Genomic DNA, 24,073 nt, shown 5'->3' on the forward strand with positions numbered 1-24,073 from the left:
TAAATTACGGGCTGGCTTTTACTGTGTTGACTCTGACGCCTTCATTGTCAGGTCTGTTACAAACTCGATGATTAGATCAGCAAACCCGCTATTCTGTTTCTCTGTCGATACCATTCCAGCTAATAGGTGCTGAACTGGATCGGTCGTGTCGGTGTAGTGCTTTGTGACTCGGTGAGCATTGGTCATCGCTTGCATGGCTTCAGCGGTCTTTTCCACGTCCACGATTTGATCATTTGGTGAATAGATCGCCAGTTGTGGAGTGGTAATGACGGATTTGTCTAGCTCTGCCACCTCTTCCACCAAATCAAGCATTGGTAATAATGCATCCACTGGATAGCGAGTGGTCCAATAGGTTGCATGATAGTCATTGAGCGGTTGAAATGAGCGGTACTCGCCCTGAGTCTTCTTTATTATCCAACGTAGCCAAGACCACTGCATGAGCCCTGCTAAGCGATTTTTAACCGCGAAGTTTGGCGATATCATGATCGTTGCATGAACTCCGGCCGCCTGTTTTTGAGCATTTAACCACGTGATTAACGTGCCCCCCGTGGATGTGCCAATGAGTATGGTCTTGTCTCCAATCAGTTTGCCTATATTCAGTGCGTCTAAGGCTTCTTGTTTCCAGTTTTTTAGATCCGCTTCACCCATGGCATCAACTGAAGAACGACCGTGGCCTTGCAGTCGGCTGTAGTACAAGTTTGCTTGCAGCTTATCTGCAAGCAATTCAATCATTGGGCTGACTTCCTTTCCCGATGCTGAAAAGCCATGTATATAAACGATCGAATAGCTTTCTTTTCGTTTGTTTTGGTGATGCCACCGAATGTGTTTCTCGGTGCCGTTAACAATGTCCGGAAACTGGCTTTCGGCGTGTTTGAGGTGGCCATCAACGTTGGCTAAGGTAAGGTTCACGACGTCACTTGCAACGCTAACTTGTGTGGATGAGCAGATCAAAGCTAAAAGCAACGACACCGCTTTGACTAAATTAGTTTGCATGAGTATTACCTGATGAATTGAGTTGTTCTTATTGTATGATAATTGACGCATTATTTATGTAACTCATTGTTGTAAAACCGCGCCTGTATTAGGCAATAGCACAATTCTTTGGTTTATAGGGACTCAAAAAATGCCTCTTTCTGCATCTTATTGATCATCAATTAAAAATTCTTAGCGGTGGTTATCATTACGCTTACAATCAACTATGATTCTAATTTTAATCTTGGCTAAAAGTGTTGAGTATGAATAGCGAGCAGCCCTATCACATTGGAAAACGAGGACAGAAATGGGGGCCCGAGGAGAGGCAGTTATGGTTGTCCGAGCAAACAATTAAACGTTCATACAAAGATGACGTTTTGAGCGAATTGGAGTCTACGGCGACTATTTTTGAGGTCGTGCAATATTCGGCTTTAAGTTACGATTCACTTCGTTATCCTTTATGCGCAGTCAAAAGCAAACATTTTTCCTCAGTAAAACCGACGGTGTTAGTAACCGGCGGCGTACATGGTTATGAGACGAGTGGTGTTCATGGAGCCGTGAGATTTTTGCAGACAGAGGCCGTTCGCTATGGTGATGACTTCAATATAGTCGTTGTGCCCTGTGTGAGCCCGTGGGCGTACGAAACGGTTAACCGCTGGAACCCTTCAGCCACTGACCCAAACCGATCATTTATCGAGAACAGCCCTGCCGAAGAGTCCGGCGCGCTAATGTCATTTGTAGCCTCGTTGCAAGTAGAGTTAATGGTGCACATAGATTTGCATGAGACAACAGACACAGATAACTCAGAATTTAGGCCGGCCTTATCTGCACGAGATAATGTTTTTCATGAGTTTTGGGAAATACCCGATGGTTTTTACTTGGTAGGAGATACCTTAAACCCTTGCGATGCGTTCCAAGAAAAGATTATTCAATCAGTGTCTCAGATCACGCACATTGCTCCAAGCGACAGCGGGGGGCGAATTATAGGAGAGCTAACATCCCAGCTCGGAGTGATTAATTACGCAACGAAGGAGTTGGGTTTATGTACCGGGTTTACCGAAGCGCTATTTAATACCACCACTGAGGTTTACCCCGATAGCCCTCTCGTTGACGATGAGAATTGTATTCTGGCGCAAGTTGCAGCAATCACCAGTGGCTTGGATTTTGCGCTTGAACATTCTTAACTGCGCGGAACTCGAACCGAAGTAGCCACGATTTCATAAACGAGGCCAGGTTTAAGAGCGTCGTTTTCTCCAATGTCGCCACTGAAGTGCTTAGCTTGTTTTTTGGTTCGTTCTGTCGCAATTAGGTTGCCGACAATGGTAACGGTTTTATTATCAATGTCAGTAGGGACAAAAAAACCATAGTCTTTAAACGCCACTCTGATCACGTGAGAGTCTTCCTGAGCAATCAAAAAACACCCTTTCTTTTTGCATACTTTTGCAACTTGGGTGGTAATCGCAAAAGGGTCATTAAGATAACTCGACGGTGACGCTAAGAGTTCTTTTAACGAGACAGATTTAATGGAATCTTCTTGTAGGGCTCCAAACGTTTCGCTGGTTTCGTCGCTGGCTACTGGGTCTGACAATCGGATAGTATCCGCTTGAGTTAGACCGTTGAAAGTGATTAGCAATGTTAACAACAATATATTCTGTATCTGCATGAGGAACGCCTAGCCTACATTTAGTGAATGGATGAGTTTATCATGTTCAGGTGCGCTAAAACCTGACTGGTTTAATCAGCGTGTCAGAGTAAAAGTAACCTAAATGTGAGTAAGCTCGTTATAATGCTTGGGCCTTCACTTGGTCTGGTTCTGGTCATAGCCAGCTTGAGCTAGATTTTTATTAACGCAGCAAAGGCCTCCGTCGTACATCCACCAAAAATCCCTTATGTCAGTAAAAGAATTCACCGCGTTCGTAGCAATCCTCATGTCAATCGTAGCGCTCTCTATTGATGCGCTCTTGCCTGCATTCGGCATGATTAGCAGCGAACTGAGCGTAGCAGATCCTAATCAAATACAATTGGTGGTTAGCTTGCTGTTTTTGGGGTTGGCGATGGGGCAGCTCGTGTGTGGTCCATTATCTGATGCATTTGGTCGCAAACCTGTTTTGTACGTCGCATTGGGAATCTATTTTGTCGGCACCATTGTGTGCTATTTCGCCAATAGCATCGAAATGCTTTTATTTGGGCGATGGGTGCAAGGGCTGGGCGTGGCGGGCCCCAATATTGCCGCAATATCCCTAGTGCGCGACAGCTATAAAGGGCGTGAAATGGCTAAGATAATGTCGTTAGTCATGATGATCTTTATCATGGTGCCAGCGTTAGCGCCGGCTGTTGGCCAAGGCATATTATTGATCGCTGATTGGCGCGTTATCTTTATCATGTACATCGCGTATGCCTTCGCAATTTTAGCCTGGGTGTACGTTCGTTTAGAGGAGTCGCTGCCCAAGGAGAAACGCATTCCGTTTAAAGCTTCTCGTTTAGCCGCCGGTTTTAAAGAGGTGCTAAGCAATCGAAGAACCACCAGTATTATGATTGCGATGGGCATGGTTTTTGGGTGTTTGATTGGTTACATCAATTCGTGCCAACAGATCATCCAAGTGCAACTGGGCGCGGGAAAACTTTTTTCAGTGTACTTTGGGTTGCTAGCCCTTCTACTCGGCATTTCTTCCATGGTGAACTCTCGATTTGTTGAGGCACTAGGAATGCACTATATTGCCTCGAGAGCCTTAATGATGATTATCGTTTCGTCAGCCCTATTTCTCGGCATACAGGTTTTTGTCGATGTCACTCTTTGGATGTTCCTGCTGTACGCCGCCACCTTATTTGGCAGTTTTGGAATGATCTTTGGGAACTTGAATGCAATGGCAATGGAACCGATGGGGCATTTGGCGGGCATTGCGTCGGCGGTGATCGGTTCGACGTCCTCGTTTATGTCGATTACGCTCGGGACAACGATTGGTCAATTGTACAATGGTACGGTGATGCCCGTGACGGCTGGGCCACTTATTTTAGCCACCATTGCGCTTATGTTGGTGCGCTATGCGAATCGCCAAGATGTGCAGGTGGCTCATGTTTAGAGTGGTAAATATTAACTTCGGTGGATTAATTCAATGAAAAAAAATGTTGTTATTACCGGCGCCAACCGCGGCATAGGTCTGAGTTTAGCCAAGCACTACGCCGATTTGGGCTGGAGTGTCTTTGCCTGTTGTCGTAAGCCTAGCGCTGAGTTATCAAAGCCAGGCATTGTCACGATATCGGGTGTGGATGTGGCTGATGCTTCGACGCTTTCCCAGATCACTAAGGCGCTAGGCCAACGTGATGTTGATTTGGTGATTAATAATGCAGGCATATTGAGGAACGAGCCCCTAGGCGCCATTGATTACAAATCGGTGTTATCTCAATTTGAAGTGAATGCGCTTGGTCCCTTAAGAGTGTCAGAAGTCTTGATGGAGCATTTTTCCGCGTCAGCAAAATTGGTCATGATTACCAGCCGTATGGGCTCGGTTGAAGACAATACCAGTGGCGGGAGATATGGCTATCGGATGTCAAAGTCTGCATTGAATATAGCCTCTGTTTCTTTGGCCCACGATTTGCGCTCGAAAGGCGTTGCCGTTGGCATTATTCATCCGGGTCTGGTTGGAACCGAGATGATTGGTGGTGTGGGTGATATCACACCTGATCAGGCTGCACAAAGGATAGCCGACCGTATTGAGGCGCTCAATTTACAGAACAGCGGCACCTTTTGGCATTCAAATGGGGAGCTGCTGCCTTGGTAGTGGCTTTACTGTTTATCTGCTTCGATCAGTTCATGAAGCAGATATAGCCAAGAAATAAGCAAGCAATCCAAGCGGTTTCAATTACCAATACTAAAATTGGCTTGATACCCACTTCCAGTAATTGTCTTAAGTTACTCTTCATTCCAATGCCTGCGATGGCCATGATTAAGGCGAATCGAGAGAATGAACTTGCTGACTCAGTTATGGTGCTGGGAATCGTGATTACGCTGTTCAAAATCATCAGTGCAATGAACACAACGAGAAACCACGGGAGCATGGTTGCTCCGGGTCGGACCGTGCCATTTTTCTTTCGGCAAAGCACCAAGACAAATATCATGACAACCGGGACTAGAAAGCTAACACGAACCAGTTTGGTCAGCGTTGCCAAATCGCCAGTTTCGGAGGAGACCGAATACCCTGCGCCAACCACTTGAGCAACATCATGAATGGTGCCACCAAGAAACAAACTGGTTTCAGCGGTATTTAGGTCTAGAGTTGAGGCAATGATTGGATAGAGCACCATGGCGATGGTGGACAACAAAGTCACTCCAATGACGGTTAGCAAGGTGTCGCGTTCCTTATGATCACTGTCTGGCAATACAGATGAAATAGCCAAGGCCGCCGACGCGCCACAAATGCCAACGGCGCCGCCAGTAAGCGCGCCAAAGTGACGCGGCATGCCCAATGCACGACATAGGAGAATGCCAAAGATAATAGTTGATGCTACCGCAGCGGCTATGAGTAAGCCTGTTTGCCAACCGAGATCCACCAAGTCAGAAACCGCGATACGAAGACCAATCAACGCCACGCCGATTCGTAATAGGTGGCCAGAGGCAAAATCAATGCCTTCGCGGCAACGAGTTTCTTCATAGAGGAAGGAAACGGCTATCCCAAGTAACAAGGCCAGTAACATTACGGGGGTGTTGTAATGTTCGCTCAAGAACAAAGCCGCCAAACCGGTAATAGCAACCACGCCAACGCCCGGAGACAGATTGTCGATGCGAGACTTAATATTCATCAATATACCTTAATTACGAATTCGAGCTCATTTTGAGCCTCAGAAACCAGTTTTAATAGTATAAGGTTATAAGTTTATAATGTGTAGTTATAAGGAGCGGTTCTTTCCATCTACGCGCTTAACGAAAAAGATCGCAATTTAGTAAGGAAAAATGGATGCAAACGGCATCTCGATGGCTAGTTGGTTTGGCGCTCACGCCAATATGCGGCTAAGACTGATCCAGTAATGTTATGCCAGATACTGAAAAGAGCACCTGGCAAGGCGGCTAAAGGTGAAAAGTATTTCAATGCTAAGGCGACCGCTAACCCAGAATTTTGCATGCCAACTTCAATCGCTATCGTTCGGCTATTGGTTTCGCTCTGCCCCAAGGCTTTGGCTAAAAAGTAGCCTGAAGTTAGGCCAATAACGTTGTGTAGTACAACTGAAATAGAGAGTAGCAAACTGATCGAAGCCAGCTTGGGCTGATTTAACGATACGATAATGGCGATGACAAGGATGATTGCGCCTGTGGTGATTGGCGGCAACATGAATGAGATGCGATTGATCGATGCAGAGAATAAGAAATTTAAGAGTAGCCCTAAGGTCAGTGGTAACAATACAATCTTTAACACAGAGTAAAACAGGCCGACTAGGGGAATGGATACAACGGCATCAAGGTATAACCAACTCAGCACCGGTAGCAGGATCACCGCTACCAGTGTGGACATTAACGTCATGGTGATTGATAAAGCAACGTTTGCCTTCGCCAGAAAACAAATGACATTTGAAGCCGTTCCGCCGGACGCGCTGCCAACGAGCACCATTCCTACCAGTAGTTCCGTTGGCAGTGTGAATGCCATTGATAGAACGTAGGCGCTCAGAGGCATAATCGTAAACTGTAAGACTAATCCAATCACAACCGCTGACTTATGATCCAGCACTCGCTTAAAGTCTTCTAAAGTCAGAGTTAAGCCCATCGCAAACATGATTAGCATGAGCAAGGGAATAATAAGGTCAGCAAACCCATTGAACCAAGCAGGGTGTTTCCAGGCTAATAAGGATATGAACACGGCTAGTATTGGAAATAGAAGAGTCAAACGTTTGGTCATACAAACTCGCTGTGTATCAGTTTTTGGTAAGCTGTTGATTATTGGTCGCACTGGCCCGCAATAAGTCGCAGACCAAATGCGTCAATGATTGTATGATTTATAGCGGCCGTACAAAATACTCATAGTTCAAAAAGGGTGAAACCACGATGATTATCAGAAAGGTGTGTACTGGATTTCTAATATTTACATTAGCTGTGGCCACGTTTACAAGTCATGCTAATTCTAAAGAGAGCCAAACGGCAGACCACAATCCTCTCGCGATGAAAGCTGAATACGGTGGTTTTACACCGGGGAGCATAGCAAATGGTGCTCCCGCCCAATTGATGCATTGGGGGCAAATAGTTGGGCAATGGAGGTGTGACTCAGAAAGTCTAAGTCGAGACGGTACCCGATGGATAGCAGGGCCAAGCTCTGACTGGGATTTCCGATGGGCCTTTGATGGGTGGGGATTGCAAGATAACTACACCTCTCCACCAAAAAGTGAAGCCATAGCGGATGAGAGTCTTAGAGTTCGGGGTATTAATTTACGCGTCTATAACCCTAAAGAAGAAAATTGGGTTTTAACGTGGTTAACGCCAGGCTCGGCTAAGCCTGGTACGTATACGGCGCTCTCTACACAAGATAAAATAGTCATGTTACAAGATGGCCGAGATGCGCGAGGTAATCTCAATAGGATCACCTTCTTTGACATGACAACAGGCAAATTTGAGTGGAAGAAAGAGTGGTCTCAGGACGGAGACAATTGGCTGGAAGTGTCACGAATACACTGTTCAAGCTCCAGCGGCGACTGACAATAGCGATTCGCATCAATTTATCTTTCGATTTTTAGCCAACCAGCGATCCAATTCATTAGCAAAAGTGCGCCTGTCGGTCGAATTTAAAGGTGCCGGACCACCCGAATGTTCGCCGCTGCCTCTCAGCGTGTCCATAAAGTCTCGCATGGTTAACTTTGCTTGAATACTATTTAGGCTAAATCGCTCGCCTCTGGGCGTTAACGCATCGCCTCCCTTTTCTAATGCCTCAGCGGCCAGCGGAATATCCGACGTGATGATCAAATCACCTTGATTCATCAACCTGACAATTTCGTTGTCGGCAAGGTCAAACCCGCGCCCAACTTGAATCGAGTTAATGTACTCCGATTCGGGGTGAGATATGGCCTGATTGGCAACCAAGGTTAGTTTGGTTTTGGTTCGTTCCGCTGCGCGAAAAAGTATGTCTTTAATGACAACAGGGCATGCGTCGGCGTCCACCCAAATTTTCATAATATTCAATATTCCTAATGCGTCATTGAGGTTTGCCTGACAGCCCCGTTTTGCTTGGTACTTGAATAGTCCAAGTCAGATTAATGGTAACGGCGGTCGGGCTTACGTCTGTGGATGAAAATCGATCGACTAATGGTATCAAACTTGAGCAAGATAATAGCAAAAGGTTGCGTTCGAGCTAGCAGCATCTTCCGACCCAAGGACATCAAAAAGCGCGTAATTTTGAAAAGACATTGGCTATTTGAATCTTCAAATATTGTTCAAACCGCATCGAACGAACACCATTAAAAACCTGTTTAAGCGCAATAAGGTCCAGTCAATATTATGATAACTCATTGTTTTAAATAAGTTAAATTTTCATTACTTTCTCATTACGTGTTTGTCCTAACCGTCATTTTCAAAATTAGATAGTTATTAAATTTAAATTACTTGCTCATCAAGTTATTTGCTGCCGAATCTCTAAACTGGCTTTCGTCGGTCAAGCACACCACAGTGTTACTGGCAAAAACAATTTAATTAAAAACAATCCTATAAATGAGGTTCACAATGAACAAATTAGACCAAGATAAGAAAGTAGAAGAGCTATCAATCGAGAACATGGACATCATCACGGAAGTAGATGACAAGGCTGGCGCAGCAGCTAATGATGATCAAAATGAGTGGTTCGAGTTTTGGACGCTAACCAGCGCCCATAACATCAAGTAATTCCCAGCGTAGAAATTACTTGACTTAGAAGAGCCTAAAACTACGCAGACCCTACCCTGTAGTTTTAGGCTCTATTTTTATGTCGAACCACTCACTTGGTGACACAACATGGCCCGATTAGCAAAGCGTAAAATAGCCGATAGACTGCCTATATTTGTTGGTCTCAGTATTATTTTGTCTCCGTTTATTGTCATTGCGATACTTAACTTTGTGCCAGTCACAGAGCAAATTGAGCAGGTCAGCGGGGTGATCTCAAGTGATGTCGGTCCGCAAACACTCCGCGCAGAACGTCAATTTTTGGTTAAGAAAAACAGCACCTATGTAAATCAGCGTGTCAAAAGAGGCGATCTGTTGATTGAATTTGACGATCAAGATACTCAAAGAGCGCTGCAGATGAAGAAGCTGGGTATCGAAAAGCTGACATTCCAGATAAAAACCTTGAGATTACAGCGTGTTCTGTTGGATGAAAACATCGAGTTACTCAACGATATCCATACTCAAAAGTCGCAGAAAAATGTGTTGATAGCGGCCCAACAAGGGTCACAAAAAAAGTTGTTGGATCAGCAGAAAGCGTTATCTGCGAAAGCGGTAAATACCGCAAAGAAACTAAGTCGCTCGTTGGTGGATGCGGGTAACAACAGCATTTCAGAACTTCGAAAACTGGAGATCATGCGTTCCACTAACAGTACGATCGGTGAGCTGCAGTCACTGGAACAAAAACTCAGTGAACAACCAATATTGAATGCACTAAAAGACATCGATGCGTCCATTGAGCTATCCAATATTAGAGAAAAAATCGTCTCTTCGAAGTTTGAATTAAATGAAATTGATTCAGAAATAAATACAGCCGAGCAACGAATAAAGGAAGAGCAGTTGGCGTATGAGAATCTAGCAAATGAGTTATCAAAGTATTCGATCAAAGCGCCCATTGAAGGCACGGTTGCGCACATATCGGATAACGTAAACAAATCAAATTTCATCAATAAGGATGAAGTAATTTTGATGATTTCGCCCATCGTAGAACCCAAGCTTAAAGCCCAGCTTGCGCTTACTGACGAACAATTTAAAGACGCTAAAGTACAACAAAACGTGAACCTGGAAATTTGGGCATGGAATCATTTCAAACACGGCGTGGTGACTGGAAAGGTCATTGCCATTTCTCCGGAAAAAGTGACGTCGGAGTTACTCAAGAAGCCTGCGTACATTGCAGACGTTGAAATCTTAGAGACTCCAAAAGATTACTACACACTCAAAAGAGGCTTTAGCCTCAAAGCAAATATCGATATCGGGACGATCAGCCTTCTGGACTATCTGCTTAAGAAATTTAACTTAGAGAGGCAGGCATAGATCATGAACGCATTTGTTGAAAAAATAGTGTGCAGTAATCTTGGGGACAAACAAAGAAACACCAATGATTGCTCGGTCAGTGTTATAAAAACACTCTATAACCTGAAGAAAATAAACATAAACAGAAATCACATAAAACAGACGTTAGCGCTCGACGAGGAAGGCGTGTCGTTTCAAAGTGTGAAGAGCCATCTCCTTACCAACGGCTTTGATTGTGAATACATTGCGCTTGGGACGAAGTCAGAGCCATTGGCGCAACTCAAAGACCGAACCCCGTTGATTGCCATGGTGCAAAGGGGTAAACGCAAGCATTTCATTCTAATTAAGTCCATATACAAAAACCACGCGTTGGTAATGGACCCCGCGAATGGGGAATTTACTAATGTGGCCCTAGACAAGCTCGAAGAAGAGCTCTCTTTTTCAACGTCGAAGGTAAATGAAGACATTCTCATTGCTCATACCAAGCAGTACATTGTCGAGCGCTTAGGCGAATACTCTCTCGAGATTGATTTGACTCTCAAGTCGGACTGTATCGAGATGTACAACAAACTAGGCTATTTCGATTGGTTTGAAAAACGTTATGGATTCAGCAGTGACACAGACCAAAAAGAGTTTTTAAGCTCTTTGATCGAGTCTGATGAAAAGAAGGTGCTGCCGTCGCACTTTCGAAAACTCAGGTACATCAACGATACGGCTAATATCAAGACACCGATATTACTCCAGGTTGATCTTGAGAATTACATTCAGCCTGACGGAGTGGTAGAAGACAAGAAGCACGAGTCGGTGATACTTCGCCTCTTTTCGATCATATTCCGCTCTAAAAAATCATCCTGGCTGTTGTCGAGTTTCATGATGGTCGGGTTCTTCGCGGCGCTCATGACGTACGTCGCAGTCTACGCCAATCAAATTCTCATCGATGAAATATTCCCTAAACGGCACATACTGACTCTCTATTCTTTTGCGTTTGTTTTGTTTGTGTTTCGGTTTGGCGAGTTCTTTCTGAACGTGATGAAGGCAGCGAGCCAAATATTTCTGGATCAAATACTGGATAAATACTTTTATCAGACCTTCAGCCGGCAGCTTCTATTTTCAAGCGAAGAGTATTTGAGAACCTACAGTAAAGGCGACCTTGCCCAGAGGGTAAACGACATTCTTAAGGTCAAACAGCTGGTGTCGAAATTTATAAACGATGTGCTTTTGAGCTCCGTGATTGTTGTTTTCTCAATCGGCATGTTGTTTTTCTATAACTCCACTCTAGCGATGATCGTAGCCGGAATCGGTGTGCTCTACCTCATTGTCTTTAAATACGCCTCGTCGGTGGTTCGCAACCTTGAATCGAGCTTGTTCACAGAAAAAGGAAAGCTACTCAACACGTTGTTAGACAAAGTAGAAGGTCATTCCATCATTCGACGTTGTCAGTCGGAAACGTATTTTCTCGATGAAGATGCCGTTATTACTGATAACTATCTGCGCGTGCAGCAAAAAGCTAGGTTTACGGGGTTCTTTCTTTCTTATTGCCCCAGGTTTATCAGCGTGGTGGGCTCAATCGCCATGGTTATGGTCGCGGGAAGGTTACTGATCAACGATAACTTACTGTCTTTAGGGCAAGTGCTTGCCGTGATTGGCCTGGCCGAAATAACCTTTGGTGCCATGAGAACGTTATTAAGTGCTCAGTTAATGCTTCAAGAAAGCATAGTGGTGGTCGAGCGCTTCTTCGATTTTTGCACCAATGATGCAATTTCAACGCCCAAGGTAGGAAAGCGGAAAGACGTAAAAACCATACAAATACAAGAACTAAATTATCAGTTTCCCAACCAGAAATTTTGCTTAGACGTGGATTCTCTGACCTTCACTCAAGGGCAAACTGTCTTCATTGATGGTGCAAATGGCTGTGGTAAGTCCACCCTTCTGAGTTTGATGGGGGGATCCCTAAAACCGACTGAGCCATACGCAATTCAGCTCATTGATGCGCAAGAAACAACCCTCTCAGATGCGGATGCTGGCAAGAGCGTATTACTGACACGCCCTGAAGACAAAATTTTTAACAACACGCTCAATTTCAATATCTATTTAGGCCGTGAGTCGCGTGATTTTGATATCTATTCGATAGCGAAAAAAATAGGCGCTGATGATTTTATATGCCCAAGTCAGCTACACGTAGACGCGATGATCAGCGACGGAGGCAGCAATCTATCAGCCGGGCAACGGCGAAAAATCTTGTTGCTAAGAGCAATAGTCAGTGATGCCAGTGTGTTGATTTTCGACGAAATATTCAGAGGCGTGGATAGGGAATCAAAGGAAAAAATATGTCGGTACTTCAATGGCTTTGAGAATCGCACACTGATTTTCACGTCGCATGAACCGATCGATAATTTAAACGTAAGTCGAGTGATAACCATGGCTGAAGGCCGAGTGACATCGGATACCGAGGATCAAGGTGAATCACACGCTTTTTGCGAGGAGGCAAGCTAATAATGCAACTGTATATAAAAAGAGAATCGATAGAATTTCGAGCCGAAGGTGCTGGCATTATAGCCACCGTCAGCCGAGGACCAAGTAAAGCCAGGTTTGCTATCAATACGGCAATCATGAAGTTTGTCGAACAATTTTCGACCCCCTCTTCCACCGATGACGCAATCGAGCGTTATTGCAAGAATGAGGCAATTGAACTGAATGAATCAACACGGGTACGGTTGCAGAAATTCGCGCGTCAGATCACGGCAACGCTGTTGTTAACCCCAATAGAGCGCAATCAGGAAAGTGTTGAACAGTCGATCAAAGCGCTCGGGTTTAGGCACTTAAAGACATTCAAGGATAAGCGGTTTGATACCGTGTCACTGGTTGCGGACTCATCACGTCAATTCGTTGTAAAAAACATCAAGGAGCGCTTGGTTAGTGAATCAGTTCGAAACAGAATTGTCAGCGATCTACAGAACGAATTTCGGGCACTGTGTCGATTGAAATACATCGATGGCGTGGTTAAACCATTGGAGTTTCGTGATCGAGCCCCGGCGTATCTCTCAATGGGGCTGGTCGATGGGCAACGGCTGGATAAATTTATTAAAACGTCATCGATTTCTCTGCAAGATCGCATGTCAATGGCTGTTCAGTTGACCCGTTTGGTGAGCTCGATGCATGAAGCCGGTGTGCTGCACGGCGATATTCATCTGGGAAACTTTATGTGCTCAGCGGACCGCACAATAACGGTCATTGATTTCGGGTGTGCCGTACTTGAAGGTGAGCAATACCGCCCCAGTAGCGGGGCCACACCGCATTTTGCACCGCCTGAGCGTGCCTCTGAAAGTTGGACCCATGTTTGTGAAAAAGGCGCAACAGCCGCGGGGGAGTGTTACCAGATAGCCATCGTGATTGCTTACGTTCTCACCGGAACCTTGCCATTCAGAGGGAAGACCTACCGTGAACTGCATGCGGCGATCATAGCGGGTGACTTTCACCTGCCAGACACGACACCAGAGAAGGAATTAATACCTGAGCAAGCCTTGGCGCTTATTGTGCAAATGATGCACAAAGACCCATCTCAACGGCCTACTGACTTACAAGCCGTTTCAAACCAATTCTTAAAACTTAATAAAAAGGAGACCTCTCATGCTATTCAGTCAGCTTGACGACACGACATCTGATAAAGGCGTCGTGAGTGATTACACCTTAAAGAACATTTTGCGCCCCCTTACAGCAACCCAGTTTTTTGATGACTATTGGGAGCAAAAGCCGTTCATTATCAAACGACGCAACGCAAATTATTACAAGAGTGTATTGAACTTAGAAACGCTCAATGAGGTTTTTGCGTCGAGGATATTCCGTGCGCCTGACATGCGAATTTTCAACAACGGAGAAAAGAAGGCGTTTCATGAATTTTCTAAAAAAAACAAGGCCAACGGCAATGTTGTATTGAAAGAGTTTGAAAACGGTTCAACCATCATTTTTGAAAACTTAGACCGCAATCATTTGCCATTGGCAAAATTGATACGCAACCTCGAAAACGAATTACACATCGATTTAAGGACAAATGTGTACCTCACCCCCGCAAAAGCGACTGGGTTTAAAGCCCATTGGGACACTCATTGTGTATTAGTGATGCAGGTGCACGGCACAAAGAAATGGGAAATCTATGATAACCCTGTTCCGTTGCCTACCGAAAATCAAAAGTATTCACCAAAGACCGGCGACCAAGCGAATCACATCACGTCATTTTTGATGGAAGAAGGGGATATCGCCTACATACCCAGAGGGTTTGTTCATCAGGCAAGTGCGCAAGACCAAGCGAGTTTGCACGTCACCATGGGGCTGCGTCCCCTGACGGTTAAAGATTTATTAAGAGAAGTCGTCAACAACGTGTGTAAGGAAAACGTCAGCTTAAGAAATGGGATTCTGCCCAAAGGTGATTTTGACGAAGGCACCCTTCGCGACGCCTTGGTCGATGTTATGAAAACGGCTGACTTAGGAAAGTACCGAGAAAAGCTGTACAAGAAATACATCTTGGAGCGCTACCCTATTCTAGATACTCAGCTCAAGAGCGTTGTCGAATCCAGCGCCATAGAGCAGGAAACCGGGTGCAAGGTAAAGCCGCATATGGTGTGGAAACTATTCGAGAACGAGAGTTTTGTATCGTTGCTGTTTGACGGTAAATCTGTGCATTTCCCCAAGGAAATGAAACCGTCACTGTCGTTCTTTGAGCGTGGTGACGCCTTTAGTGTGGATCAAATTCCCGGTCTTGATTTACGCAGCAGACAAATATTGGCGCAACGCTTGGTGCACGAAGGGTTCTTAGAGGTTCACTAAATTGATGAATCGCCCGTTGAGGAAAAAGATGGTTTACGCCCTGATTGGTCTGTTGGCAGTTGCGTTTGGCTGGTTCCTTAAGGCCATGTCACACGCCACGGTTGAGTTAACCGAAGGGGGTGTCTATCACCGAATTTACATCCCCATTGGTTCCCAAAGCATCGCGTGGAGGGCGGACCTCGCGATTCAAGCGAACCGGCCGAACATTCGATCCATTCAAGGGCCAATTGTGGAACACACTTCAGACGGTGCGTATCGGGTGTCTTGGTATTGCGGCGCGAAAAAACAACGTCAGGAAATTTCGGACACAAAAATTTCGCTTGATTGTGGCGATGTTAATCGTCGTTACTACTGGCAAGTGAACCCAGAGCCAGTAAAGCAAGCTCCAGCTTCGTCCAACACACTCGTCATCAGTGACCTTGAAGGAAATCTCGACTACTTTCTTGAATGGGGACAAAGCGTGGGTGTGTTAGACGCTCATGGAAACTGGGCCCTTGGCGAAGGGCAACTCGTAATCCTGGGGGATTCTGTTGATCGAGGTCGTAGAGTTTTTGATTTGTTATGGAAACTCTACGAACTCGAGATACAGGCCGCTAGAGCTGGGGGGGCACTCCATTTATTGCTCGGCAATCACGAACAATACGTGTTGCAAGGTCAATTATCAAAGGTAGAAACCGAACACCTCTGGGCCACCGAACAACTGATGCCGTATCAATCAGCCTACTCCGAAAACAGCGTTCTGGGAGCGTGGCTGCGTTCTAAGCCGATTGCTCTAATTCTGAACAAATCCTTGTTCGTCCACGGCGGCATCAGTCAACAGGCACTGGATCAGAACCTAAGTATTGACCGATGGAATGAACTACACAGAACGGCGTTGCAAGCCTCCGATTTTAGCGAAGAGACCCTGTTTGGGCTCAGGTCATTTACTCAATACAGAGGCTACTTCTATGCAACCTCAGCCTACCCCAAGGCCAGTCAGGCGCACATTGACGCCACGTTGAGGCAATACAACGTTGATCAATTGGTGGTGGGTCATACCAAGGTTGATTCCATTTCAACGCAGCTAAGAACGGGTTTGTACGCAATTGAAACGGCAGACAAAACGGATGAATATCTTCAGATTATCGACGGCAATCCAACCGTCAAACGCAGTGGCGTGATCAAGCGCCCATTTCATGACACGAATATGGCAATAAGACCGTTTGAACTTAAGGCAGGTTCTGACTGGAAAGCCTTTGTCGGCGTGTTTACCACCGCCATACGCAGCGCACTTACCAAGTTTTAGAACGAATCGGTTGCGCGGACAGTTGGTGTGAAAGAAAAGGGGTCAGAGCCGAATTAAGGCGCTTGTCGACTGTAATCTCAGCGCCGAGTTTGGTGGTTAATAATTAAACCACGTAAGAACGCAAGAGGGCTGGTCTAATGCGTTGCCCTCGGACGGCGATGTCTATGATTCAGTCACCCTTTAGACCTAAAAATCTAGTTGTTTGGCTAATCGTATTTACCACTCCATGTCCAATAATGAGGGGCCATATATTTTTTTTGCCAAACCACAAGTACAATAACGATAAAGCTAAGCCTATTGTGCCCGTAATAAAGGCCCCTTTAAGTCCTTGATAGTAATAGTGACGATATCCAAAGAAGGTTGATGCAAATAAGATAGCCAGGATCTCTGACTTGAATCCTCCGCCCAAGAACACAGCTGCGCGGGTAATTAAAAATGCACGAAAGAGCAACTCTTCGAAGACAGAGCCATGAGTCCATATGAGTACGAGCATACCTAGGTAGGCCAATAGATTGCCACGGATGAAATCAAAGCGACCGCTGGTTCCGACGTCCTCTAGAAAAGGGTCGCTAAGCCAACTGGCTGCATTCGCAACTACGGCGATGGTAAAAAATACCAAAACGCTCAAAGCAAGTGTTTTTACCGTACTTTTAGGTTTTCTTAAGCCAAGATCTGACCACGACGTGCCTCTGTACTTGAGCAACCATGTACTTACGATCATCGCGCTTAGTGTGGACGCAGGTCCTGCAAGGAGTATGCTGTATGGAAGTAACAGCTGTTTAATCGTTACGAGCGTTAACAACACGCACGCTAGGTCGGTGAGCGCGGAATAGTCTAACTTGTTCTTTTGAGTTTCATCGCCCCTCTTTGGTATGGTTGTTGGTGGTTTTTGAATAACGGTCATGCCCTTTATCTCTCAGTGCTCTTTTCATTTAGAGTAAATCCGGCTTGTTCAAATGAAGATCAAATGACAGTGCGTAGGAAAGAAAAAAGGCAAAAAGGGGTCAGAGCCGAATTAAGGGCTTATTCGCTTAGTTCAATCTCTACCCTATTATTGGCCTGTGCAACTTCGTTCCACTTGCTTGAGGAGATGCCGTCTGAAATTGTTGGGTATCGGTTTACGGGCTTGGTGAGACCGTAAGCTTTGATAACCACGTTAAGTTGGCCGCTTTCTATCATTGGCGAGCTTCGTAATTGATTTTCAAATTCGATTGAGGTTTGTGAGGCTTGATCAAAATTGAAGACAGTATTGCTAATGAATCGACAGCTGGTGGCTGGAATGGATTGATCCGGTAGGGAGAATTGGCCGTCGTCGTTAATGCGCACGCAAAAGTCACCGTTATGAATGTTCAGCGTTAAAGTACCACTGAAATTGAGGACACTTAAGTGCTCTAGCATTTCGTTTATTACGGTCAGTTTGTCTTGGTCGAGCGCTTTCTCGTTGTAGTGAAATTCGCCCTGTTGATTGACCGCCCAAACCAGAGCCGATAATACGTTTTTTGACTGTTCTGAATTTAGGTCGAGGCTGGCGCGTGATTGTCTTGATACGTGGTACTTAAACGCTCTTTGTTGTTCGCTAACAAGTTGGTTTAACGATTCATTGACCGACTTCATTGCTAATCCATTTCTACTGGATTCTTTATGGAGTAACATTGCCAAAAACAACAAACCGATTAAGGTAAACGCGGCACTTAACCATATTTTCCGTTGTGCGTTTTTTGGCGGCTCTTGATGAACTTGTTGAGTCTGAGTATGCAACTCTTGATTTAGTTTTCGCTGCTGTGCTAGTTCATTTCTTAGGCTATTTATTTCACGCGTGAATCGCGTGACCAGTAATTTGGTGTTGTCTTGGAGTTCTCGGCGAAATTGGCTTTGTTGAATCTCTAATGACTTTGTCATTTGATCACGTAATTGCATCCTATCTGCCCATCGAGATGATTCTGATGGGTTTGTGTTGGATTCCTGATCTTTAGATATAGGGCTCTGGGTTTTGCTGGGGCTTTGTGTTGCCGCTTTTTCCACCTTTAGTCCAATCTTTAGGTTAGACATGACTCTTTGGATGTCTAGGTCTGTCATGACGTCCTTCGATAATACGTCTATGGCACCCATGGCTCTTGCTTGGCTCAGATAAAGCTCGCCGGATTGAGCCGTGTACATAATGACGGGGATTGTCGCTGTGGACGAGTTGGATTTAATAATTTTGACCGCATCCAAGCCATTCATTCCCTTCATCGAATGATCCATGAAAATGACATCGGGGAGTTGATAGGACAGATAACCCAGAGCATCCTCGGCGGACAAGCTGGTGTCGATTATCAGGTTGTAGTTTTCCAACGTTCTGGAAAGCTTAAACTGCGCAGTACGTGAGTCGTCTACGATTAGGGCTCTTTTGGGCGGCATAATGCTCTTGTTGTTTAAGGTTTTTACCCAAGCCCAGAGCAATATTACAGAATCGCTTTATTGGATCAAGCGCAGCTGGCCATTTGTTAATTTTAGGCGGAGCAAACATTAAGTGTGAACTCTGGTGAACAATTCCGCCCTTTTTGAATCGTGGTCACGTGCGTGACACTTTGTTGTTATTGGTCATTTCATAATTTAGAAAGGATCAAAGATCTGTTATGTTTGTTTAATGGGTGGGCCAGTAGCTTTTTGAGAGAGATAAAAATCGACGATGAACTAGCTTCATGTCAAAACGGGGTTGTTAGGTAGGGGTATTTATGTTTTTGGAATCATTGACTGGCGCAAACAGAAGAGAGCTGGAATCCTTGTGCAAAGAGCTTACTGCTGATTTAAAGAAGAAGCAGAATGAACTCGACAGGAAAGAAAAACAGATTCATCGGCTAGCAAAGAACAATCGAAGGTGGACAAGAAAGTACCACGAACTCGAGCAATCGATCTCTGAAAACACAATCGACGTATCCGATGCCGTCGACTCAGAACGAGATCAGCAAACTAAAAATTTGCAGTTAATGCTGATCAAGTTGAACCGCAAGAATGGAAAGCTGGAAAAGCGAGTCCAGGCGCTGTCCTCTAAGTTGGAAAAAAGTCGTGTGGAAACACGCGGAGATAGTGGATCAACGAGCATTGCTGATGCTAACCAGCCGATCTCTGGCTTTAAAGCCATAGACCCAGAAGTTGAGCCAGAATTTCCACCTGAGTTTCAAAAGGTGTTAGATCGATACGCTGCCAGCACCGAAACGGAGTCGTGATTCCAACCAAGGGCTGATACGCCACCTTGTTAAGTCTGCTTCTAAAGCCGTCTCTATGGTTGAGAAGTGCCTTGTGTCTTGGTGCTTAACGCAAAGTAAAAAATATCGACAGAGCAGTGTATTCACTTAAGAGTGCTTGAGAGCGCCTGAAAAAGACGTGGTTTGGTTAACAGTCTGGTGAGGATTTGAAGTAAGCTGGGCTTATTGAGAAGGCGACTCTGTGATTTCGCGCAACTCTTTACAACTCTGCACAAGCAAGTGTTCGCAGACAATTCTCGTAATTAGGAGCTTTATGTCTAAAGAGACGATTACCAAACCTTCGTTTATTGACGTTGCAAAAGAATTTCTAACACCGCTTGAGCTAGCTCGGCTCGCGCTGTCTGCCCCTACCCTTTCTAAGCAGCCGAAAGTAGATGGTATTCCGGTGTTGGTAATACCTGGTTTAGGTGCTGACGATCTCTCTACGATTGTGTTACGTGGTTATCTAAACTGGTTGGGCTATTCAAGCTTCGGATGGGGGCTGGGAAGAAACGTGGGGAATCTGCAAGAGTCAATATCAAATGCCAGTGTGGTTCTAGAGCAAAAGTACGAGTTAGGCGGACTACAGCCTATATCCATTGTAGGGTGGAGTCTGGGTGGGGTGATCGCAAGAGAGCTGGCCAGAAACAAACCACAGTTGATAAAACAGATTATTACTCTCGGTAGCCCCGTCGTCGGAGGGCCTAAATACACCACCTTTGGTCGTTTCTATCGAGCTAGCCAAGTTCAGTTAAACTCAATAGAGGCAAAGGTAGAGCAGCGTGAAAAACGCCCGATCTCAGTTCCATTAACGGCAATCTACTCTCGGAGCGACGGCGTCGTGGGTTGGCAAGCGAGTATCGATAGCGTTAACTCTCAAACGGAACATCTGGAAGTGAATGCCACGCATCTTGGTTTGGGTATCTCAGCAGAGGTTTTTAAGATATTGGCCCAACAGCTCTCTCGACCCTGACAGTGGCGCGTTCAAGCCTTAAAGAATCGGCGATCGAATCGTTAGTTAATACGTCATTTTCGATGATGTATCGACAAGTACGTTCTATTGAAAACAAGGGAGTATCCATGCTCCACACCTCGCGTTCGTTTGGTTTTTATAGGCGCGTTTTCTATCAGGGAATGGTGGAGGAGGCATTGTTGGCCTCACTGAAAAATCGGCGCGTTGTCGACGTTGGTTGTGGTTATACACCTTACGCGCAAGATTCTATGTTTCAAGCGTGCCATCGAGCCGAAATTGAATTTTATGGAGTGGACCCTGTTCTGAAAACCACACCCAGCTTTGGGTTTAAAGAACGCGCGTTAGCCAAGCTGGTGGGCAGTTCTGGGAGCTTTAATACGAATGCCGCTGGACTTAAAAAAGCATTGCCCGCAACGGCACAAAGCTTGCCTTTTGATGATCAAAGTGTTGACGAAGTTCTATGCAGCTATCTATTGTTTGTTTGGATAGAGGATGAGCGGCTTTTGGCTGATATTTTTAATGAGTTCGATAGAGTCCTTAAACCGGATGGTGTGTTGAAGCTTTACCCTTTGTTTAAATGGAATCAAGCTGGCTTTACTGAACCCGCTTTTCTCGATGTGCTGGGAAAATATTTTGTTAAGCAGCAGTTTGTGCATAACGGGTTGGATTTTCGGGTTCTACCGTCATTCCTAACCAGTTTCTCAAAGAATGGTGAGCGTTAAGCTCACCACTCAAAGCACGTCCTATTCTCTACTGGCGTTAACTCAGGCTACTAGCCGTCTAAACCGTGCAAGTGGTTTACCAGTAAGGTAAGCGTGTTGGCGTTAGCGAGCGCCCTGACGTTAATCTGATACTTACCATTAACGATGATTGTGGGCACGGATACGATTTTTTGTGCGGCGGCCGCTTTATTCATTTTTCTGATCATCGAGTCAGACGCAAAGGAGTTGACGGTTTGCTCTACTTCTGTTTTCTCGTAGCCCAAGTCGGTGAAGAAATCGACGATCTCTTTATCTGAATTGAAGAGGTTGCGGTTGACGTGTATGCGACTAAAAATTGCGTCTTTATGCTCATTGGCCTTAAGCATAGTCATGGCTACAAACACCTTTTGCGAATACTTAGCCTTCTGCCCTCCAAAAGGCATATGAATACGTTTTACGTTGGCGGCGGGTTGCCTTTTTATCAATGCTTTCATACTTGGTTCAACCGCGTAGCAGCCGGGGCAGCTGAATGAGAAATACTCAACGACAGAGGGAGAGTCTGTCTTTTTGTCTTTAGACGTTGAGCTTGGCTTCTCGATTATTGAATAATGCGTTCCCTCAGAAAAACTTTGAGAGAATGAATTTTGACTTGCCGCAATGAGCGCAGCAAAAGCAAAGATTAAGGTGTTTTTGGTAGAAATTAACATGCGTTTTTAGCCTAAAGTTAGGCTCCTATGTTGGTTGTGCCTGAGGTTTTCAGAAGTTCAAATATTTCTTTCGTGGTTCGAAGCCCAATTTGCAGATCACCGTTTGGCATGACAATCGTTGGCGTGGAACGTACTTTTAGACGCTTCGCGAGGTTTAACTGACCCGCAAGCTGTTTGGATTGACAGGTTAAGGTCGGCAACACTTTTCCTCTCATTGCCTGGTCTATGCTCATGGCACCGTCGTTTGAACACAAAGCGCTTAATGTTTTTGAATACGACGGTGAACCCTTCCCTTGTCGAGGAATCATAACGTACCGCACCGAAATGCCTTGTTGATTAAGTTCATTCACACTGGCGTGAAGCTTTCGACAATAGGGGCAATCGATATCGGTAAATATTGTTATCTGATGCGCCTGTTTGATTTTACTGGGGTACGTAGTAAACAGTTCGCTTGGTTGTTGTTCAAGAATGTCTTTTCGAATCTTAGCATCACGCACCTCTGATAAATCAGTTTTGCTCTGGGTATCAATGACGGAGCCGGCAAACAAATACCGACCATTATTCGAAGCAAAAAAATGATTGGACCCTACGATAACCTGTTTCAGGTCAGAATTATAATCAGTTACCTCGATGGGAATGTCTTTAAAAAGTGACTGTAATTTGTTCTTAAGTTCGTTGTCTGCAATTTGTTGACTTGCCCGAGCGTTCATCTGGCTAACCGCCAAGCATACCCCTAACAGCGTCAATAGAATTTTTGATTTCATGATCGTTTACCTCAATGTAGGTAAACAGTGTGACGCCAAAGGTCTTATCGATGGAAGAGAAACCGTCTATAAGTTTCTAAATTCCGTTAATTATTAGTGGTTTATGATAACTCAACATCATTGAAAGATTGGGTTTTCACATAAACATCTTGGTTGTCCTCAGGCGCGCAATATGAAGTATCATCGACATTATTAAGCAATTGCTGACAGTTACTTCTGAACTTGGAGTCGACTTCATTCTCTGGTGCACTGGAGTGATGCTCAGTTTTATTGAAAGGGTCGAATGTTGATAAAAGCTCCTGCTCGTCCATATCGCTAGGCGATTCAATAATACGTTCCAAAAACTCGATTCGATTTTCAACGGCGTCCACTGAACATTGTGCTATGACGTTGGTTTGGTTTGATTGATGCGCGTAACGTAATGCGTCTTTGAATTTACCCTGTCGTTGATGTATTCGGCTGAGTAAATCCGTCGCGGTCATCATATTGTATTCAGCTAAATTGGGCGTATTTAGCAGCCTATGAAGTGTTGAGAGCGATTCTTGCATTTTGTTTTGGTGGAACAAAGTCTCAGCAAGAAACAGAGAAGACTCGATTGACTCTGGGTTTTCATTTAGCGCAAAACGAAACCATTGTTCAGCATCTTCAGGGTTGCCTGTGTGCATAGCAATTACGCCCTTAGAAAACGCAGAATGAGCGGGCAGTTGCGTGAGTTTGAGAGCTGCTTTATCACCAGAAGAAATCAACAGGAAGGAGGTTAGGCACATGGTGGCGATGAATAGACTGGCGGCTATATTTAACCAACTCTTGTTCTCAATAATCTTGGTTTTTACATTCCATTGATATCCTTTGTTAGGGATGGTTCTAACGAATTCACTGCTGAATGGGGCTTTACGTAACTCGCTAATCAATTGAAAAAGTAAGTGGTCGCGAGCGTATTCAGAATGCCAGATAGACAAAAATATCTCTGACTTAGACACGACTCGGTCGCTGTTTTCGAGTAACAGTGCCAATAATTGAGATGCTTTCGGCCGCAAGGGGACCGCTAATCCTTGCTTCGTTAAGCGATGGTTTGATGAGTCAAACACAAATTGGTCAAACTTGAATAAGGACATTTGAAGTTTCTCGCAAATAGCTCTTTATACAAAAATCTTAACATACAGTGTGGTACGCGTTCTAAGTCTTAAAATTTGGATAGCAGGCGCTGAATCTGCAACAGGTGGCGTTACTAAATGTTCTGGCGGGAAATTGAACACTCGGTATTAAGTGCATAAATCGTTGACGATTGTTGTCAATATTCACTGTATTCGATGCTTTTAAGGTGCGTCGTTGGCTTGCCCTGATTGTGGAAATATTGAAAATAACCGTTTAATTACAATTGCTTATGTGAATACCATTCTTTGTCAGTGGTAATGACGTATTTTGCTGCACCCAGACGTAAAACG

At 44.9% G+C, this 24,073-nt stretch carries 23 protein-coding genes; 13 read left to right on the top strand and 10 right to left on the bottom strand.

Annotated elements, in window-relative coordinates:
• Positions 1–18: 18 nt before the first annotated feature.
• Positions 19–993, bottom strand: coding sequence for an alpha/beta hydrolase (locus ABWW54_RS03005; RefSeq protein WP_353409966.1), 975 nt, complete (start codon positions 991–993; stop codon positions 19–21).
• 242 nt (positions 994–1,235) lie between these two features.
• On the opposite strand from ABWW54_RS03005, the gene ABWW54_RS03010 reads away from it, so the two are divergent.
• Complete coding sequence (locus ABWW54_RS03010; RefSeq protein WP_353409968.1) at positions 1,236–2,156, top strand: M14 family metallopeptidase; 921 nt, start codon at positions 1,236–1,238, stop codon at positions 2,154–2,156.
• On the opposite strand, the gene ABWW54_RS03015 is transcribed toward ABWW54_RS03010, so the two are convergent.
• The gene (locus ABWW54_RS03015; RefSeq protein WP_353409970.1) at positions 2,153–2,635 is read right to left on the bottom strand and encodes a DUF4920 domain-containing protein; all 483 of its coding nucleotides are present in this window, start codon (positions 2,633–2,635) and stop codon (positions 2,153–2,155) included. The two genes, ABWW54_RS03010 and ABWW54_RS03015, sit on opposite strands and share 4 nt — an antisense overlap.
• Before the next feature lie 226 nt (positions 2,636–2,861).
• Between ABWW54_RS03015 and ABWW54_RS03020 the strand changes: the two genes are divergently transcribed.
• Both ABWW54_RS03020 and ABWW54_RS03025 read left to right on the top strand, forming a co-directional pair.
• Positions 2,862–4,052, top strand: coding sequence for a multidrug effflux MFS transporter (locus ABWW54_RS03020; protein ID WP_353409972.1), 1,191 nt, complete (start codon positions 2,862–2,864; stop codon positions 4,050–4,052).
• 33 nt (positions 4,053–4,085) lie between these two features.
• A complete protein-coding gene (locus ABWW54_RS03025) occupies positions 4,086–4,751 on the top strand; it encodes an SDR family oxidoreductase (protein ID WP_353409974.1) in 666 nt (221 codons plus the stop codon).
• Between the two features lie 25 nt (positions 4,752–4,776).
• On the opposite strand, the gene ABWW54_RS03030 is transcribed toward ABWW54_RS03025, so the two are convergent.
• Together ABWW54_RS03030 and ABWW54_RS03035 are read right to left on the bottom strand one after the other, a co-directional pair.
• Complete coding sequence (locus ABWW54_RS03030; RefSeq protein WP_353409976.1) at positions 4,777–5,769, bottom strand: YeiH family protein; 993 nt, start codon at positions 5,767–5,769, stop codon at positions 4,777–4,779.
• 176 nt (positions 5,770–5,945) lie between these two features.
• On the bottom strand, positions 5,946–6,857 hold the full coding sequence (locus ABWW54_RS03035; protein WP_353409978.1) for a bile acid:sodium symporter family protein: 912 nt from the start codon (positions 6,855–6,857) through the stop codon (positions 5,946–5,948).
• Positions 6,858–7,003: 146 nt separating this feature from the next.
• Here ABWW54_RS03035 and ABWW54_RS03040 point away from each other — a divergent pair, with 146 nt between their 5' ends.
• The gene (locus ABWW54_RS03040; RefSeq protein WP_353409980.1) at positions 7,004–7,648 is read left to right on the top strand and encodes a hypothetical protein; all 645 of its coding nucleotides are present in this window, start codon (positions 7,004–7,006) and stop codon (positions 7,646–7,648) included.
• Positions 7,649–7,663: 15 nt separating this feature from the next.
• On the opposite strand, the gene ABWW54_RS03045 is transcribed toward ABWW54_RS03040, so the two are convergent.
• Entirely contained in the window at positions 7,664–8,119 is a 456-nt protein-coding gene (locus ABWW54_RS03045) for a YaiI/YqxD family protein (RefSeq protein ID WP_353409982.1), read from the bottom strand.
• Between the two features lie 546 nt (positions 8,120–8,665).
• Between ABWW54_RS03045 and ABWW54_RS03050 the strand changes: the two genes are divergently transcribed.
• From ABWW54_RS03050 to ABWW54_RS03075, 6 genes are all read left to right on the top strand, one after another.
• Positions 8,666–8,824 carry a hypothetical protein gene (locus tag ABWW54_RS03050; protein ID WP_353409984.1) on the top strand — a complete coding sequence of 53 codons (159 nt, stop codon included), beginning with the start codon at positions 8,666–8,668 and terminating at the stop codon, positions 8,822–8,824.
• A 108-nt stretch (positions 8,825–8,932) separates the two neighbouring features.
• Positions 8,933–10,171, top strand: a complete 1,239-nt coding sequence (locus ABWW54_RS03055) for an HlyD family secretion protein (protein WP_353409986.1) — start codon at positions 8,933–8,935, stop codon at positions 10,169–10,171.
• 3 nt (positions 10,172–10,174) lie between these two features.
• Positions 10,175–12,643 carry an ABC transporter transmembrane domain-containing protein gene (locus ABWW54_RS03060; RefSeq protein ID WP_353409988.1) on the top strand — a complete coding sequence of 823 codons (2,469 nt, stop codon included), beginning with the start codon at positions 10,175–10,177 and terminating at the stop codon, positions 12,641–12,643.
• 2 nt (positions 12,644–12,645) lie between these two features.
• Positions 12,646–13,797, top strand: coding sequence for a protein kinase domain-containing protein (locus tag ABWW54_RS03065; RefSeq protein WP_353409990.1), 1,152 nt, complete (start codon positions 12,646–12,648; stop codon positions 13,795–13,797).
• The gene (locus ABWW54_RS03070) at positions 13,778–14,971 is read left to right on the top strand and encodes a cupin domain-containing protein (RefSeq protein WP_353409992.1); all 1,194 of its coding nucleotides are present in this window, start codon (positions 13,778–13,780) and stop codon (positions 14,969–14,971) included. The genes ABWW54_RS03065 and ABWW54_RS03070 overlap by 20 nt, the downstream gene beginning before the upstream one ends.
• 4 nt (positions 14,972–14,975) lie before the next feature.
• Entirely contained in the window at positions 14,976–16,256 is a 1,281-nt protein-coding gene (locus ABWW54_RS03075; protein ID WP_353409994.1) for a metallophosphoesterase, read from the top strand.
• Between the two features lie 169 nt (positions 16,257–16,425).
• Here ABWW54_RS03075 and ABWW54_RS03080 read toward each other — a convergent pair whose 3' ends face one another.
• Positions 16,426–17,160, bottom strand: a complete 735-nt coding sequence (locus tag ABWW54_RS03080; RefSeq protein WP_353409996.1) for a CPBP family intramembrane glutamic endopeptidase — start codon at positions 17,158–17,160, stop codon at positions 16,426–16,428.
• 119 nt (positions 17,161–17,279) lie between these two features.
• A complete protein-coding gene (locus ABWW54_RS03085; protein ID WP_353409998.1) occupies positions 17,280–18,656 on the bottom strand; it encodes a response regulator in 1,377 nt (458 codons plus the stop codon).
• Between the two features lie 317 nt (positions 18,657–18,973).
• On the opposite strand from ABWW54_RS03085, the gene ABWW54_RS03090 reads away from it, so the two are divergent.
• The 3 genes from ABWW54_RS03090 to ABWW54_RS03100 all read left to right on the top strand — a co-directional run bounded on the left by ABWW54_RS03090 (position 18,974) and on the right by ABWW54_RS03100 (position 21,178).
• Entirely contained in the window at positions 18,974–19,465 is a 492-nt protein-coding gene (locus ABWW54_RS03090; RefSeq protein ID WP_353410000.1) for a hypothetical protein, read from the top strand.
• Between the two features lie 292 nt (positions 19,466–19,757).
• Positions 19,758–20,456 carry an esterase/lipase family protein gene (locus tag ABWW54_RS03095; protein WP_353410002.1) on the top strand — a complete coding sequence of 233 codons (699 nt, stop codon included), beginning with the start codon at positions 19,758–19,760 and terminating at the stop codon, positions 20,454–20,456.
• A 2-nt stretch (positions 20,457–20,458) separates the two neighbouring features.
• The gene (locus tag ABWW54_RS03100; protein ID WP_353410004.1) at positions 20,459–21,178 is read left to right on the top strand and encodes a class I SAM-dependent methyltransferase; all 720 of its coding nucleotides are present in this window, start codon (positions 20,459–20,461) and stop codon (positions 21,176–21,178) included.
• A 50-nt stretch (positions 21,179–21,228) separates the two neighbouring features.
• Here ABWW54_RS03100 and ABWW54_RS03105 read toward each other — a convergent pair whose 3' ends face one another.
• From ABWW54_RS03105 to ABWW54_RS03115, 3 genes are all read right to left on the bottom strand, one after another.
• Entirely contained in the window at positions 21,229–21,864 is a 636-nt protein-coding gene (locus ABWW54_RS03105; protein ID WP_353410006.1) for a thiol:disulfide interchange protein DsbA/DsbL, read from the bottom strand.
• A gap of 17 nt (positions 21,865–21,881) precedes the next feature.
• A complete protein-coding gene (locus ABWW54_RS03110; RefSeq protein ID WP_353410008.1) occupies positions 21,882–22,628 on the bottom strand; it encodes a DsbC family protein in 747 nt (248 codons plus the stop codon).
• Between the two features lie 101 nt (positions 22,629–22,729).
• Entirely contained in the window at positions 22,730–23,743 is a 1,014-nt protein-coding gene (locus ABWW54_RS03115; RefSeq protein ID WP_353410010.1) for a winged helix-turn-helix domain-containing protein, read from the bottom strand.
• Positions 23,744–24,073 lie beyond the last annotated feature (330 nt).

It is taken from the genome of Arenicella sp. 4NH20-0111, assembly GCF_040366405.1.
Classification (GTDB): Bacteria; Pseudomonadota; Gammaproteobacteria; order Arenicellales; family Arenicellaceae; genus Arenicella.